The organism is Ferroplasma acidiphilum (genome assembly GCF_002078355.1).
GTDB lineage: Archaea > Thermoplasmatota > Thermoplasmata > Thermoplasmatales > Thermoplasmataceae > Ferroplasma > Ferroplasma acidiphilum.
In genome coordinates, this window is the sequence record NZ_CP015363.1 from 1,252,721 (window position 1) to 1,268,396 (window position 15,676).

Below are 15,676 nucleotides of genomic sequence, written 5' to 3' on the forward strand. Positions count from 1 at the left end.
TTTCTTTTTTATATTATAAACAGAAGGAGCAGTATTGCCATTCCTATTATTATGGCGGTAAATACAAAAAGTTCTGTCGTCCTTGAATAATATTTATTATTGTCTATATCCTTTTCATTGGAATAATATTCATAGAAGCCATATCCAATGGTTATAATCCCGACAATTATCATAACCTCCCCGGCAATTAATGAGGTGCTGAAGGATGAGGTTGGCTTATTCTCAAGGGCGTGCAGGAATATAACAAATTTTGCTATTACAAACCCGAAACCCATTAATGAGATGCCTGTCCTCATCCATGCCAGAAATGTTCGTTTGTTGGCAAAATGATCTGTATCGGATGACATTCTCATTACATAACACTGGATGATATAACATTTATTATAAATTTTTTAATGAATCCTGTTCACTATCATTGCTGGGGAAAAGCCCTTCAGAGAGATTTGCTTCCTTTAAATAATCAAACAGGTTATAGTATATCTTCCTTTTTTTGCCTAACATATTGAATGTTTTAAAATTAAAGCAGAGTGAACATGCTGTAATACTGGATTCAAGAAAATAGCATTTTCCTGCCCTGTTAAAAACACATTCCTGTTCTATGCTTCCATCTGCCATGTATCATTATAATTGTACAGGGTTATTAAATATTTTCTAAACAGATACACGTTTGCCTGAGGACGTAAGTTTTGTCCTTCCGAATTCGTCCATAGATTTCAATTTCTCAATGGAAAATACAGGGCCGTCACGGCATACCTGGAATCCATTTATGGAACAGGAATCACACAGCCCTATGCCGCATTTCATTGACCTTTCCAGGGAAAACTGGCAATTCACTTTCATGCCCTTAAGGTAATTTAACACCGAAAACATCATAATTTCGGGGCCACAGACATAGACCATATCAAAACTTTCAATATCAAGTCCATCCATTGCTGTTGCTACAAAGCCTTTCTTTCCCATAGACCCGTCATCTGTAACAATATGCAGCTTTTCCTTTTTAAATTTAGAACTGAAAAGTATGTCATTCCCTGTTTTCCCTGAAATTATTCCTGTTGTATCTTCATCAATCAAAGGTATCAGGGATGCAATTCCGCTTCCAGCACCTATTAGCAGTTTTTTCCCCTGAACTACATCATAGCCATTACCATAAATCCCATCATAAAATAATTTATCACCGGGTTTCAATCCCGCAAGATATGCAGAAGCTTCTCCGTATATCTTTACTGTAATACTCTTTATCTGTGAAACAGATGAAAAAGATAATGGTATATAGTTAATACGGGGAGCCCATGCCATGATAAATTGCCCGGGCTTTATTTTTATATCATCCTCAAAAGTCAGGGTGTTTACATCCCGTGATTCCCTTATGTTCTCTTTAATTGTGAAATATTTCATTCTATGGCCACCCCCACAAGTTCCTCAATATTATCTATTGAATTTGCCTCCATGTATGATTCCAGTTCCTTTGTTAGATTTGCAAATATTCCAATTCCTGCCTGTGAAATTGCTGACCCTATCTGCACTGCCGATGCACCAGCCATAATATATTCCAGTGCATCCTCGAAATTATTAATGCCACCCACACCTATAATAGTTTTTCCTGTTTCCTTTTTAACTTCGTATACGTATCTGATGCCAACAGGTTTTATAGATTTCCCACTGAGACCGCCATATATATTGCTCAACACAGCTTTCCCTGTATTTATATCAATTTTCATTGCCTTTATAGTATTTATAAGTACATATCCATCAGCCTTTCCAGCAGCAATTGCCTGTTCCAGCATGTCAGAGGTATTCGGCGATAGTTTTGCATATACAGGTATATTAATCCGGGATTTTACCGCTGACACTATTGCAGAAACAAGTTCCGGGTCTGAGCCGACTTCCGTCCCATATCCTTTTACATGGGGGCATGAAAGGTTAAGCTCAACTGCTGATGCGCCATATGCCTGCATTTTTCCTGCTAACATTGCAAATTCTTCTGGGGTTTGCCCGAATATACTTCCTATTACAGGTTTGCCAGAAGATGTGGCTATTTTTATTTCCTGCCCGTAATTTTCTATGCCTGGATTTGAAAGCCCGATTGCATTGATTACAGAACGGCCATCGCTGTAAATTACAGGAGGGTCAAAACCTTTTCTTTCTTCGGAACCGATAGATTTGGTAACTGCGGCTCCGGCACCATTTTCGAGAATTCTTTTTATAGTGTAGCCATTTGCGTCAAGTATTCCTGAAGCAAGGATAAAGGGGTTGCCCGCACCTATGCCTATATCTGGCTTTAATTTCATATATATTCAGTATTTATTCTTTATATCTAAATTATTCTAATCCATCAAATCTGGTGGAAAATTCTGTAGCTGGACTGAGTTTTTAATTGGAAATCCCCTGGCACTATAGGCGAGTGTGTATGGTAGCATTATTTCCTTATCCGTGAGATACATATTCCCGCCTTTTTCTGCAAAATAAATACATGTGTCTATATACCGGTATTTCATGGCAATATTCTGGGTAAATTCCAGATACTTTGCTATGCGCTTAAATGTAAGATTGTTGTTTACAACAACCACAGAAGCACCATTTATTATGGTATCCATGAGATCACTTTCTGTTTCCGGGTAATTCATTACTGTCAGTTCGAAAAATTTCGCAAGTTCCTCATATAGTTTTAGATTTAAGTACCTGTTTTTCAATGCATCGTAATCTATCACAAATATTAAATCAACCTTTAACTGCAGAATCTGGTATATGTTTTCATAATTTGCTACCTTTCTGTCCTTAATTGTTACGCAGTACACGCCATAATATGATACCAAACAATATTAATATTTTTGTCAGAGTCCAGATTTTAAGTTTAAATTCAACATAGAACAGGTACAGTGGCAAAATAGATAAAAATAAAATATCCAGCTATATAATTGAGAAACGTAAAGGTACTTAACAATGAAACTTTATTTCCGGGGCAATGTATAAATGGATTTAAAAATAATCACGTATATTTTCCATTGTTTCGTTATCACCGGGAACTGAAAACAAAACGCCTTTAAGACTGTATTTATTAAGTGTGTCCATGTAGATAGCCAGATCCTCCAGATCCACAGAAGTCTGGTTTATCTTATTCAGTATGTTTGCATTTTTTTTAGTTTTTACTATAATATATGGAATTAGCCTTGATGTGCCCAGGTTTTCCAGCATGGAAGGGTTATCCATGTTTATTACAAGAAAAATATTTGATTTTAGCTGCATTCTCTGGAGAATCTCATTCAATGGCTTTTTAAAGCTTAGGATAAGCCCGGATTCTACGCCACGGTGTATGGCAAGCTTCATTGCATATGATGAACTAACTTCATTGAATTCTTTCCCGAATTTTGGAGTATCCCCCTGCGTAAATATAATTGATGCGTTTATTGCTTTAGATGCGGTTATTATAGACCTCACTTTTAACTCATTTATGTCCTTGAGCCTCTGGTTTATTATAATGTCTTTTCCTGGAAATTTCTGCCTTATAATATAGCCTATAACTTCCGGTGGCATTGTAGGATACCCCAGTGGGTTGTCAGGTATATTAAACCCATCAAATGATTCCAGAGCATCAATGGCGTCGTTTATATTATTCAGATTCTTTGAAGGGTATATTTCGGCATATGTTTTCATCTATTGTGCTAGCAATTATTAAATAAAGAGTTTGTTATTGCCTTTTAAAATATGTGGAACCATTAATTTTAAATTACCATGATTAATTAATTTTTAAGGCAAATAAACTTTATTTTCCAGTGTGCCTGTGTTATTTTTTATAGTATAATTAAATAACACATCTATGAGAGAAGAATTCAGTTATGGAACTGTCGTATACTCTAAATTCAATAATGAATATAAATATCTATTGCTCAAAAGGGAAGAGGGTTGGCTTGACTTCCCCAAAGGGCATATTGAAAAAGGAGAAGATGGAGTAAAAGCGGCATTAAGGGAGACATGTGAGGAATCCGGCGTGTGTTTGCAGCCGGGAAATCTTGTCCCTGGTTTCTATTACAATATTGATTATTTTTTTACATATAAGGGAACTAAAATTCTAAAACATGTTGGCATGTATCTTTCCGAAATTTCACCTGATACAACAGTAAAAGTATCAAATGAACACCGTGGTTATGTATGGCTAAACTATCAGGAGGCAATGGAGGCGCTCAGATTCGGCAATCAGAAAGGCTTGCTTGAATATACAAGCACGTATATTGAAAAATTAGACAGGATGCGTGTCCTGAATAAAGAGTATGGTGAAATTTACAGAGGCAGGAAATGGGATTTAAGCACCGTTTTTGTTCCGGGAGAAGGAAATTTAAATGCTGCAATATTTATTGTAGGCCAGGCACCGGGAAGAAATGAGGATATAATGAAAAAACCATTCGTTGGAAGAAGCGGCAAACTTCTTGAAAGCCTTATAACTGATGAATTGCACACGGATCGCGAGTCTCTCTATATCACCAGTGTAGTTCAATTCTTTCCTCCGGAAAACAGGGCACCATCTGATGAGGAAATAGCCCTTTGCCTTCCTTATCTTATGAAACAGATTGAAATAGTCAATCCTGCAATAATTGTCCTGCTAGGTGCAGTTGCTGCCCGTACACTGGCGCAGGTTAAAAGCATAATGAAAGAACATGGAAAGCTGTTTATGGATAAATATTATGTAACCCTGCATCCTGCCGCTGCCCTGCGGAATCCAGCAAATATAGAGATCATGAGATCTGATTTCAGGGCTCTGGAGAAGATTGTCAACGGGCGGGAATGAACCGGGTTTCTTTTCCAGTTCCAGCATACAGCAATGATCCGGCAAATCCGGCTATGTATACAGCAAGAATAAAATAGGCGTATGTTGAAATACTGGCGTTTATAAGGGCAAATATAAATATTATATACAGAACGTAGCCGGCAGACCTGATAATTCCTATTCCACGCCCACGGTATTTGCTGATAAAATTTTCAGGTTCAAGCAATTCTCTGGCTGCCCAGCCAATTTCCCCGAATATGGAACTGATAGCCAGCATCAATAACAGAAGGTATAAATTTGCTATAATTGAGTTTAAAAATATTATAATAACTGCCCAGGAAATCAGAAGCCCTGAAAACCCTGTAATGGCTATAGATTTCCTTTTGCTTTTTCCCAGATAGTAGCCACCTATTACTCCCGTTAAAGATTCTGCAAGAACGGAAAAGAATATAATCAGCCCTGTATCTTCAGGAAAATGGAATGGGCCAATTACAAGATCTGAAAATGCAAATCCCACTATTATTGCCATCCCCATAAATGTAAGCGCCAGGAATTTCAATGTGTTTCTGGGAGTAATTTCAAGTTTTTCATTTAATTTTTTGCTAAGATTCCATAGCCCGCTTTCTTCCATGTGGTACCTGGCAAATAGGGCTGCTCCACCTGCTATAATTGCAATAGCTATCAGCAGGATCTTCTGTGTTATCACGGATGAAGGGTATACAAGAAAAAGCCCGGATATTGCAGTAACACCAATGTTTGCCATATTTGAGGACTCTACAATTGCAAACCCCCTGCTTTTTAATGGAAGGTATTCTATCAGTATTGCCAGTGAGAGTGTTTCATCTCCACCAAGCCCGAACTCCGCAATAAATACAAATATTATAAGTGCGATGTAATTGTAGGATGCGCCGATTCCTATAAGGCCAGCGACTGTTATGCCCATAGTCAGAAGGAAGATATTTTTCCTCCCCAGGCGGTCCGAGATATAACCCATGGACATATTCCCAGCAAGCAGGCCGGCAGGTGCAGCACCGATAATATAATAATATGAAAATTGCGGGACAAAATACCATGTTGTTATCAATGGTGCTATTGCCAGTGTAACTCCCCACATAAAAAATGATATTGATACTGTAAAGAAAATAATCCAGTGCTTACTGTTCCATGGCATTCTGCTTATTTTTTCTGATAGGTGTATATTTTCTAAATCTTTCATCCAATCCCTCCGCCGGTACTGGCCGGATCAGGTTCCCGGGGTCGATCCCTATCCTCTCAGCTATAATAGCTCCCCCTGGATATTTAACAGGCTATTTTCAAGCAATATTTAAATTTTGCCCGGTAGAAATTTATCAGCTCTATTTTGCATATAAATGATGGGGCCGGATTCTATGGAAAATTGGAGGGTCAGACTATTAATTTCAATTCATAACCTGCAATTGTTACTATAATTCCCACAATTACCATTACCACTATCCAGAATTTTGCCCTGCCTGCAGTTGTTTTGCTTATGAACAGCCCAAGCACGGCCAGTGATAAATATGAAAGGAATAATGGAATTTCAATATTATTTCTAACGATAAGTGATGAAGATAAGGGTATTAAAGCTCCAAGGAAACCGAAAAAAGCTGCGATTAATGCCCCCAGAAGTGATTCAACAAATATTTCTATGCCAAGATGCCCCTTTAAAAGGTAATCCGTAGATTTAAGGTTCAATTGCAGTGCTGTCCTGTGCAGTTCCTCATTCAAACCTGCATACTGTGCGATAAAATAACTGAAGGCTCCTGCAAAAGATGAGCCAAATGATATCCTGAAGGCCTGGAAAAGATCGATACTGCTCTTTCCTATTATCCCACCTGAGGCAAGTATCAATGCAGTTATAATTCCATCGGAAAGCCCGATACTAACAGGGAATATATATTTTTTATTCATTTTACTATGTGTTTTCCCGTGATAACTTCGTCAATAGAATGTATAGCGCACCCCATATCTTCTATCACTTTTATGAGATAATTATAATTAATATTTATTCCCTCTACCGTGATGCTGGTACCCATGGTTTCCATGTCCATTTCAGTAACCGTAATTTTCACGGCATCTACTCCCGGCACGTCTTCGATGGAACCGGCAAGTTCAGTCAGTGTTGGCCTATTCAATCCTTTGTCTACATCCAGTAAAATTCTCCTCAGATTCATATATATTTCAAACCTCGAAGCATTTCAGCCATGGGCTTCATTCTTCTCTATTTAAATCAACTATTAAATTATGATTTATTAACCTTTTGCAATTTTAAATATATTTTTGCAGAAAATTATACCTGCTCTATGCAATCATAACTTAACCATAGCAAATTTGCGGCATATATTTTTATATTAAATTGCATATCAAATTTAATGATTGCCATAACATTTGTGATACCTTCCAGCCTGGATTACAATGGCGGGATAGAGAAGACTATAGCCCGCTATAATTCTTATACTACAGATGATTTCAAAAAAATAGTGCTTCAGGGTGTTCCCGGGGGTAACAATAAAGATGTTTATGGCATAAATTCTGTCTATTCAAAACTTATCATATCCACATCAGGTAAGTTAAATTTTCTCGTAAGGGCAATGGCACCTTTTATTTTAAAATTTGATAGGCTCTTAAACTACAGGGTTATAAGAAACATTGAAAACAACTCACAGGTAATTTACCTTACAAACGATGATTATTATTATTTATTTGCACACGGAAAATTTTTTGTCTGGAGTGAGCATGGGAACATACCATCCAGTTATACAGGGATTAAACCGCTAAATAATGCAATATATGCATTGATTAAGGATAAGCTCATATTCAGGAAAATCAAAGCAATGCACCTCATAAACTGCTATAACATGAATCTGGCCCCATTCAAAAATACCTTCTGTGTCCCCAATGGAGTTGACACTTCACATTTCTTTCCATCCGAAAGGGCCCATAGTTCAATTCGCCTCCTATTCGTTGGAAGGCTGGAAAAATCAAAGGGAATAGATAAAATCGTTAACGTATTTAAACAGAATCTTCTAAATATTGAATTCACAGTTGTGGGGTCAGGTGAACTGGAATCACTTTTTTCAACACCGGTTAAAAATGTAAATTATGTAAAAAACCCGGACAATGAAAAGCTTGCAGAAATATACAGGAACTCGGATGCTTTCATTTTCCCCTCTATGCTGGAGAATTTTGGAAATGTGGTACTGGAAGCTCTATCATCAGGGCTCTATGTTATAGGGTCAGAATCATTGAGGCCGCGATTTGATGATATTGAAAAAATGAATTTTCTTGAATATATAGAAAGCACAGAAAGTGCAATACTGAAATCACTGGAAGATCTGGATAGGAAAATCGAATACACGGGAAAATATGAAAACAGGATTAAAATGCACAATTATATTGCGGGCAAATATGGATGGGACGTTGTGCTGCCACAGTTTTATAATAAAATGAAGAATGCCTATTATAGTGAATGATATGCGCTTGCAGAGAATATTTAACTCTATCATTGAAATTTAAAAAACTAAAAATTTTATATTATATTGAAATTGAACCATTATGGCAACAGAAATTATATGGCACGGACATGCTGGATTCTCAATAAAGAATGCTGTTAACATACTTGTTGACCCGTTCTTCAGTGGAAACCCGCTGAGCAGCGAGGATGTTAATAGTATTAAAGCTGATCTGATACTCGTTACCCACGGTCATTTTGACCATGCAGGGGATGCTGTAACAATAGCTAAAAAAAATGGTTGCCCTATTGTATGTTCTTTTGAGCTTTCTGAAATTATTAAAAAGGAAAATGTTGAAACAATAGACATTAATCCCGGAGGCACAATAGAATATAATGGTGTGAAGGCAACTGCGGTTCCGGCAATACACTCATCAAGTTACAATGGCGCATATGCCGGTGAAGCAATGGGATTTATTATCGATAATGGTGATCTAAAAATATACCATGCGGGCGATACCACATTTTTTAAAGATATGGAACTCATAGGAGAAATTTACCATCCAGATGTTGCAATGCTGCCCATTGGCGGCCACTATACAATGGATGTGGATGGGGCAATAGAAGCACTGAAACTTCTTAAAGTAAAAAATGCGATACCTATGCATTATAACACATTCCCTCCGATTAAGGCAGATGCTTCAGAATTTCAGAAGAAAGCGGAAAGGAGTGGTATTAAGGCAATAGTTCCGGAGATCGCAAGGCCTTTCAAGCTATAAAAATCCAATAAAACAGCAATATTTTTATTTTTCCTCAGATATTTTTACTTTTCTTATTAGCGATCCTGTTGAATAAAAGCATTCCGAATAGGTGGAATAACTCCCGCCCGCAAGGCCCGATGGATCAATTTCATAGCCAAGGAACATACTGCTTTTAATCTTTCCGTGTTGCCTGAATATAAAATAGTTTATAGAATTCATAAGTATGGATTCTGAATAGTTATTCATATAATAATCATTTATATTCTGTGTTACCGTTATGAGAGAAGTCCGGAAGTGCCTGGAATTTCTGGCAAGCATATCTATAATCTCGGCCTCCCGGGAGTTTCTAAGAAATAGGTGGCTTTCATCCATAACAACTATTTTCTCTCCCTCCTCTTTTTCAACTGTAGAAATTATATAGCTGAATACCAGATCGAAGAACGCATCACGGATTTCTGCATTTTTATGCCCGAACCTGAATACTGTAAAATTTCCTTCAAGTTTTACAGGTGTTTTGAATGGCATACTGTAAACAGCTCCCTGTGTACTTTTATTTCCAGAATAGCCCAGCCTGATTTCAGAAATCAATTCATTGAACGTGGCAACACCGGATTTTGACATTAATCCTGTTAAAATTCCGGTTATATTGTTTTCACCTATGCCTGTCAGTTTTGCTATGGCGGTTGATATAATATTTGCCATTTCCGGTGTTTCAATCATAAAATCTACATAGTCCCCAAGAGATAGGTCTATCACGTGCCCGTAAGAGTATTCTCCTAGCGGGTCAATGACATAAACCTTCGCATTCCGATTCTGATCCAGCAATTTTTTTGCAAAATAAGATTTTCCGGAACCTGTTTCGCCTGTTATGGCAATATTATATGAATTGCCCATGAATGGCTGGAAGTAAAATGGCTTCCCGGTTATTGCATTGATTCCAAGTGGTTCCGCTGCCCGATCTGGAATAGGCGTAAATGAACATGGGAAGAGTTCTGATATTGAAGCAGAATCCAGCATATATTTAATGCCCTGCCCCTGCAGTTCAAGTGGATTGAATGAATTCCTGTTAAAATAATTGAAAGTTTTTAACCTGAATCCTGCAGATTCCATTGTTTTTTTGAATGTTTCGGCATTAGAGCGGAGAATAGCCGGGTGCTCTGATATTACAGAGAACCTCACCGAAGCATTATATAGCTTCTCTTTCCCTGACATATATTCCAGTGCAGAGATCTGTTTTTTTATAAGCCCGGCGTAATGCCCTGTTTTTGTATAAACTATTTCTGCTTTCCTGGACGCCAGAAGCCTTTTAACCTGCATCTCATGGTTCTTAATCCGGTTGATTTCCATGTTAATTTCAACCGTAAAACCCATTTTTTCAATAAGGGTTTGATAAAAGAAATCCTGGGAATAATCTGTATCTAGCAGATCAAAGTATGCCATGTAAAACCCGCCGGCACCTATATATTTTAACTCCGGGTTTACATTTGCAGGAAATATTGATTTAATTGTATTTTCATCATCAACAGCTTTTCCATGCAGGGCAGTGTTTGAAACGATAGCAGATATGTTTCTTTTCAATAAATCCATGGATGTTTCAATGGCTGATCCATGTGTTTTTAATATAACAAAAGTTCTGTAATAATTTTTGCCGTTGTAAACTTTCGTTTTTGTTATGATATTTGCACTGCAATCCAGATTATCGATTACATTCATTATGGCCCTTATATGGTTTGGTTTCTGGCTATCTGTATATAATTCTCGATTTTCTATTTCCACTGCTGAAAATATATCCTGCCCCAGGATGCAGAATAAAAACCCATTGCGGACAAATTTTATATTATGCCCTGCTACCCCGTGAAAATAGAGTTTTCTCAGTTTATAAATGTTTGAGAAGTCAAATTTAATGTATGCCATAAACCCGAAATATATTGCAACGGCAGAAATAGTGACAGGCAATGATATGGTGAAAAGTATTGCCGCCATGGATACTCCAGAAAGTATGATAACAAATTTCTCCACAGGCATTCCGTATATGTATGATTTAAAATTATAAACGTTTGAAGGAATTTTAATGTATACCACCATTTTCGTCGATAATTCCAGGTATCCGGCTTTCTGATGTATCCGGATCAATGCCGAAATTAATTCCTCCATTCAGCACAGAAACAGGATTTATATCGCCAATTCCGGAGGAGATTTCAGTTACAGCCGCATCTGCGTTAAGAAAATTCATAGTTCCCTGGAAATACCTGTACATTTCGGTAACAAAGAACAATGGTGCAGTTGCAGCTACATAAATCAATCCAATTTCAAGAAATGGATTATTGAATAGGCCTATAAGATAAAGAATAATTATGGTAAAAAAAGGGAAAAATGCAAGTTCAAAGAAAATCCTGTACAGTTTTAGTATTTGCTTTTCGCTGCCCGGGATAATCAACAGTAAAGATGCTGCCGGCATAAGCAGAATAAAGAACAGAATTAGGGCCTGCCTGATTATAAGTATGCCGAAAAGGAGCATAATTGCCATGACAAATGTTCCGGTAAATAGAATTGATATAAGGCTATTTGAGAAAGACAGCCCGGAAAATTCCAGTCCGTACCAGCTTGTTTTTAACGAATATATATTATTATAAAATACCAGGGAAATACTGATAAATAACATGGATATTCTGTAGGATGCTTCAAAAAGTATGATGGCGGCGAATGTTTTTATTAAAAATTTAGCGGGCGGATATGGCTTTATAAATGAGTTGTATACAAGCATAACTAGGGCAGAAATTGTTATTATTCCCAGAATAACGTCTGAATAAACATTATAAAAAAGATAGTTATAGAAATTAATGAATGGGGAATTCCCCTTTATAAACTGTTCATAGGAATATTCCGGGTTAAGTCCGTATTTTACCATCATATGCCATAGCAATTCTATTGAAGGTCGAGAGAGGTCTATTATAGCCTTTACAATTTCCTGGAAAATTGAGGTATAGGTCATACTTTACCGGTAACTACATAATTGAAAACGGTAAATAATATGCCGCTGATTGCCATAATAAATATTACTGTGCCTATAGCAGCATTCTTAAGCCGTTCCCTTGCCATTATTTTTTTGTTCTCATCAGTACTGAAGAAGTTTAGTGCAATCGGTATCCACAGGAGAGTAATAAGAACTGCAGATACTGATATAACTATATCATCTATTCTTCCCATCATTGCATTGATTGATGCAATGGCGTAGTCAATTAACATTTTTGGTAATAATACGAAAATATAAAATAATAACGGAAAAAAACATGTATCAGAAAAGCTTTTTTTGCCTGTCCATCAGCATATTACCGGATGCAGGCAACCCGAGTTCCTGCCTGATAAATTTGATGGTATCCGGCGATAAGCCCTCATAATGGTTGTTTGCATATATGAAAACTGTACCCTGGCCTGAATCCTGCTTTTTAATTTTTCCAATCCATTGTTCAATTTCTCTGTGCCTGTTTATTCTTATTTCCCCAAGGTCTTTCTTTTCAAGCGATTTGTTCCCTAGAAAGCGCACATAAAGGTTTTCAGTGGTTTTAATTTCAGGTGTTTTTATATAATCCAGGACCGACCATACCATTGTTATTCCTGATTTCCGGAGGATTCCATAGACTTCATCTATGAACCACGAAGGATGCCTGAATTCAATAGCATATTTGATATTGTTGGGAAGCAGCTCTATAAAGTTCTCCAGAACACCAGTATTAATTGGAAAGTCCGGAGGCAGCTGGATAAGCACAGTGCCAAGCCTGTTATTTAACAAGGATATGTTTTTCATGAAATAGGCAAGATCGTCCTCACATCTCTCAAGGCGTGACTCATGTGTTATTTTACGTGGCATTTTAGGGGAAAAAAGGAAGTTCTCAGGTACAGATGAAGCCCATTTTTCCACTGTTTCACTATTCTGTGCTGCATAGAACGTAGAATCTATTTCCACAGTGTCAAATATTCTGGCATAGTCCCTGAGGTAGTTAGATGGAGATTCAGAGTAATCATAAATTTTTCCTTTCCAGAAATCATAGCTCCAGCCCGAGCATCCTGTACGGTAAATCATGGATAATGTAATTGGATAACAATAAATAATAATTCTTATCCCAATGGCATTATATTTTTACATTCATATTGGTATAAAATGATACTTTTCTTGCATTTGTTTCCCCCGGTTTACCATTCTCATTTTCATATTCCTTTACAAACGAGGGTTTGCCGAATACTTTTACAGGGAGTTTATCCGTGGAATTAAAATTCATTAAATATTTGCCTTTAATGCTACCCAGAGTATTCCTCAACTCAATGAAATCACTTTCAAGAAAATTGTGCACATACCAGTCCTTTCCGGGATATGGAGGGTCCAGGTAAAAAAATGTGTCCGGATCATTATATTTGTCTATAACTTCGCGGAAATCCATATTTTCTATTTTCATCTTCCTTATTTTTGATTCCGCCTTAAGAAGGTTGGATACATTCTTTCTATATGTGCCGAAAAGTGATTTGTCTTTCTTTCCATAGCTATTGCCCATTCCCCCGAAACCGGTGTTAAAATTAAAAAAAATTGAAAAAGCCTTTTCAATCTCTGGATTTCCCGTATCCATAACTATTCTACCATCATAATAGTCAAAAAACATTTTTCTGTCCCGTGCCACGGCATCGGCTGCCCTGTAAAGCTGCGAAAAGTTATTTTTAAGTGAATTAAATAATATAAAAAGTTCCCTGTTAAGGTCATTGTATACCTCAATCCCGGCATGGATATTGATGATCACAGAACCTGAACCGGAAAACACGTCAACAAACCTGGTGCATTGTGATATGTCAAACAACCGCTGTATTTCACCTACTATGGCAGTTTTCGATCCAGGGTATTTCATTATTCTCAACATATGAGATTTAATGTTATGCACATCTCGTATTTAATTTATGGTAGTACTGGCATGCCAGCAGAGACAAAATCCTGGAAAAAGAAGTAATAGCCACATCAATGGTTTTATATATAAATTGCAGTTGTATGAATATGGATGATACATATTCTTTTCTATCCAGCATATATGGAAAAAACCATTATGATATTGATAAGCCATTCCAGGAAATACTTGAATTTTATATGGGAAAGCATCTAAATCTCAGCCCGCTGGGAGCATATGCCGGGAAAGACCTGTATGAAACTACAGATTATATAGACAAAGTTTCACAGCCATTGCAGAAGATGTGGAGTATAGACGGAAAAAGGATAGATAGCATACTGATTAGCCCGATGGAAAAGCATGTCCTTGACAAATTGATACGTGAGTATGGCATAAGCAGGCCATATTTTCATGGGAAATCTATAATGGAGCACTACGCGATGGGGTATCTGGTAGCAGACCCCGGCATATACTGCATACTCACACTTACACACCAGACAGCATATGCCATACATAAATATGCACCGGACTTCCAGAAGGATTATGTTCCCGGACTGATAGGTGATACTAAAGATACATTGCTCGGTGCAACATGGTTTACAGAGATTCAGGGAGGCAGTGATCTCGGAGCAAATAAAACCAGGGCTGAATCAGGAAATGGCCTCTGGTACCTTACAGGCGATAAATATTTTGCAAGCAATGCCGGCCTTGCAGATGTTGCACTTACATCTGCATTTCATGGAGACAATCATGGAGCTAAAGGATTATCATTATTTCTGATTCCCAGAAAGAACAATGATGGTGAATTGAATTACCGGCTCAGGAGACTCAAAGAAAAAAGCGCTACTAAAAGTGTTCCCTCAGGGGAGGTTGAGCTTGATAGTTCCGAAGCGTATATGATAGGTGATGCTGGGAAAGCAATATACTATATAACTGAGGATTTAATGGTATCAAGGCTAGACAACGCTGCGGCAGCCTGTGGGATAGCTAGAAAGGCGTACCTTGAAGCCTATTATTATACGGGGAAAAGAAAGACTTTTGGTAAACTGCTTATTGAACATCCGGGAATAGTAAAGGATTTGCTGGATATGGAGGTGCTGCTGGAAGGGTCTATAGCACTTACGTTTAAATCCATTGAACTATTCAACAATTCCATAAATTCAAAGCCGCCTTACGATGATGAATATAATTATACAAGGCTTATGACACATATAGTGAAAAACATTACAGCAGATTCATCAGCGAGAGTTACGCAGATGGCAACAGAACTACATGGGGGAATAGGATTCCTCTCTGAATTTCCAGTGGAAAGATGGCACAGGGAGGCACTTATAACACCCATATGGGAAGGTGCAAGCAATATTCAGGCACTTGATATGCTTGAGGCCATAATGAGAAAGAAGGCACACATAAAATTGCTCTCAGACTTTAAGAACATTCTATCTGAAATCAGGGAAGAGACGGCTACTGCAGAATCATGCTACAATTCATTGAAAAACAGTATAGATAATTTATTATCTATGGGAGTAGAGGAAGCACAATTCCATGCAAAATATAGCATGGAAGTTATGGGACATTCCATGGCGGCTATTCTATTAATCCATATAGGGAATAAAACCGGGAACAATGATTTTGTAAAGGCAGGATCATTATACGCCAGAAGGTTTGTAAAGAAAGAGGATTATGAAAGCAATGCTATCGGGCAAGCCCATGGAATCATCCATATAGATGGTGCGGAGAGGTCCTTGAAAAATTAGGTGGT

18 protein-coding genes and 1 riboswitch are annotated in these 15,676 nt (G+C 37.5%); of the genes, 4 read left to right on the forward strand and 14 right to left on the reverse strand.

Annotation, left to right across the window (positions count from 1 at the left end; all coding sequences use genetic code 11):
- Window positions 1-8 precede the first annotated feature (8 nt).
- From fad_RS06185 to fad_RS06210, 6 genes are all read right to left on the reverse strand, one after another.
- Window positions 9-347: a YidH family protein gene (locus tag fad_RS06185; RefSeq protein ID WP_081142676.1), complete on the reverse strand. Its 339-nt coding sequence runs from the start codon at window positions 345-347 to the stop codon at window positions 9-11.
- 34 nt (window positions 348-381) lie between these two features.
- On the reverse strand, window positions 382-615 hold the full coding sequence (locus fad_RS06190) for a hypothetical protein (RefSeq protein ID WP_081142678.1): 234 nt from the start codon (window positions 613-615) through the stop codon (window positions 382-384).
- 36 nt (window positions 616-651) lie between these two features.
- A complete protein-coding gene (locus fad_RS06195) occupies window positions 652-1,395 on the reverse strand; it encodes a dihydroorotate dehydrogenase electron transfer subunit (protein WP_081142680.1) in 744 nt (247 codons plus the stop codon).
- Window positions 1,392-2,288 (reverse strand): dihydroorotate dehydrogenase, encoded by an 897-nt coding sequence (locus tag fad_RS06200; RefSeq protein WP_081142682.1) that lies wholly within the window; start codon window positions 2,286-2,288, stop codon window positions 1,392-1,394. The genes fad_RS06195 and fad_RS06200 overlap by 4 nt, the downstream gene beginning before the upstream one ends.
- Window positions 2,289-2,324: 36 nt before the next feature.
- Complete coding sequence (locus tag fad_RS06205; RefSeq protein WP_081142684.1) at window positions 2,325-2,795, reverse strand: hypothetical protein; 471 nt, start codon at window positions 2,793-2,795, stop codon at window positions 2,325-2,327.
- Window positions 2,796-2,976: 181 nt separating this feature from the next.
- Window positions 2,977-3,651 (reverse strand): hypothetical protein, encoded by a 675-nt coding sequence (locus fad_RS06210; protein ID WP_081142696.1) that lies wholly within the window; start codon window positions 3,649-3,651, stop codon window positions 2,977-2,979.
- A 163-nt stretch (window positions 3,652-3,814) separates the two neighbouring features.
- On the opposite strand from fad_RS06210, the gene fad_RS06215 reads away from it, so the two are divergent.
- Window positions 3,815-4,780: a uracil-DNA glycosylase family protein gene (locus tag fad_RS06215; RefSeq protein WP_081142698.1), complete on the forward strand. Its 966-nt coding sequence runs from the start codon at window positions 3,815-3,817 to the stop codon at window positions 4,778-4,780.
- Here fad_RS06215 and fad_RS06220 read toward each other — a convergent pair.
- The 3 genes from fad_RS06220 to fad_RS06230 form a co-directional block, all read right to left on the reverse strand.
- Window positions 4,764-5,975: an MFS transporter gene (locus tag fad_RS06220; protein ID WP_081142700.1), complete on the reverse strand. Its 1,212-nt coding sequence runs from the start codon at window positions 5,973-5,975 to the stop codon at window positions 4,764-4,766. The genes fad_RS06215 and fad_RS06220 overlap by 17 nt on opposite strands.
- A riboswitch (TPP riboswitch) is annotated at window positions 5,962-6,061 on the reverse strand. (Overlaps the previous gene by 14 nt.)
- 102 nt (window positions 6,062-6,163) lie before the next feature.
- A complete protein-coding gene (locus fad_RS06225; RefSeq protein WP_009886364.1) occupies window positions 6,164-6,688 on the reverse strand; it encodes a hypothetical protein in 525 nt (174 codons plus the stop codon).
- Window positions 6,685-6,951 (reverse strand): DUF211 domain-containing protein, encoded by a 267-nt coding sequence (locus tag fad_RS06230; RefSeq protein WP_009886365.1) that lies wholly within the window; start codon window positions 6,949-6,951, stop codon window positions 6,685-6,687. Before fad_RS06230 ends, fad_RS06225 begins: the two co-directional genes overlap by 4 nt.
- Window positions 6,952-7,149: 198 nt before the next feature.
- Here fad_RS06230 and fad_RS06235 point away from each other — a divergent pair, with 198 nt between their 5' ends.
- Together fad_RS06235 and fad_RS06240 are read left to right on the forward strand one after the other, a co-directional pair.
- On the forward strand, window positions 7,150-8,250 hold the full coding sequence (locus tag fad_RS06235) for a glycosyltransferase family 4 protein (RefSeq protein WP_081142702.1): 1,101 nt from the start codon (window positions 7,150-7,152) through the stop codon (window positions 8,248-8,250).
- An 82-nt stretch (window positions 8,251-8,332) separates the two neighbouring features.
- On the forward strand, window positions 8,333-9,007 hold the full coding sequence (locus fad_RS06240) for a metal-dependent hydrolase (protein WP_081142704.1): 675 nt from the start codon (window positions 8,333-8,335) through the stop codon (window positions 9,005-9,007).
- A gap of 24 nt (window positions 9,008-9,031) precedes the next feature.
- On the opposite strand, the gene fad_RS06245 is transcribed toward fad_RS06240, so the two are convergent.
- The 5 genes from fad_RS06245 to fad_RS06265 are packed head-to-tail and all read right to left on the reverse strand — an operon-like array spanning window position 9,032 to window position 13,893.
- Complete coding sequence (locus fad_RS06245) at window positions 9,032-11,143, reverse strand: helicase HerA domain-containing protein (protein WP_081142706.1); 2,112 nt, start codon at window positions 11,141-11,143, stop codon at window positions 9,032-9,034.
- The gene (locus tag fad_RS06250; protein WP_081142723.1) at window positions 11,058-11,981 is read right to left on the reverse strand and encodes a hypothetical protein; all 924 of its coding nucleotides are present in this window, start codon (window positions 11,979-11,981) and stop codon (window positions 11,058-11,060) included. Before fad_RS06250 ends, fad_RS06245 begins: the two co-directional genes overlap by 86 nt.
- Window positions 11,978-12,235 carry a hypothetical protein gene (locus fad_RS06255; protein WP_019841362.1) on the reverse strand — a complete coding sequence of 86 codons (258 nt, stop codon included), beginning with the start codon at window positions 12,233-12,235 and terminating at the stop codon, window positions 11,978-11,980. Before fad_RS06255 ends, fad_RS06250 begins: the two co-directional genes overlap by 4 nt.
- 49 nt (window positions 12,236-12,284) lie before the next feature.
- On the reverse strand, window positions 12,285-13,070 hold the full coding sequence (locus tag fad_RS06260; protein ID WP_081142725.1) for a DUF72 domain-containing protein: 786 nt from the start codon (window positions 13,068-13,070) through the stop codon (window positions 12,285-12,287).
- Window positions 13,071-13,119: 49 nt separating this feature from the next.
- On the reverse strand, window positions 13,120-13,893 hold the full coding sequence (locus tag fad_RS06265; RefSeq protein WP_081142727.1) for a DNA adenine methylase: 774 nt from the start codon (window positions 13,891-13,893) through the stop codon (window positions 13,120-13,122).
- A gap of 131 nt (window positions 13,894-14,024) precedes the next feature.
- Between fad_RS06265 and fad_RS06270 the strand changes: the two genes are divergently transcribed.
- Window positions 14,025-15,671: an acyl-CoA dehydrogenase family protein gene (locus tag fad_RS06270; RefSeq protein ID WP_081142729.1), complete on the forward strand. Its 1,647-nt coding sequence runs from the start codon at window positions 14,025-14,027 to the stop codon at window positions 15,669-15,671.
- The last annotated feature ends 5 nt before the right edge of the window (window positions 15,672-15,676 follow it).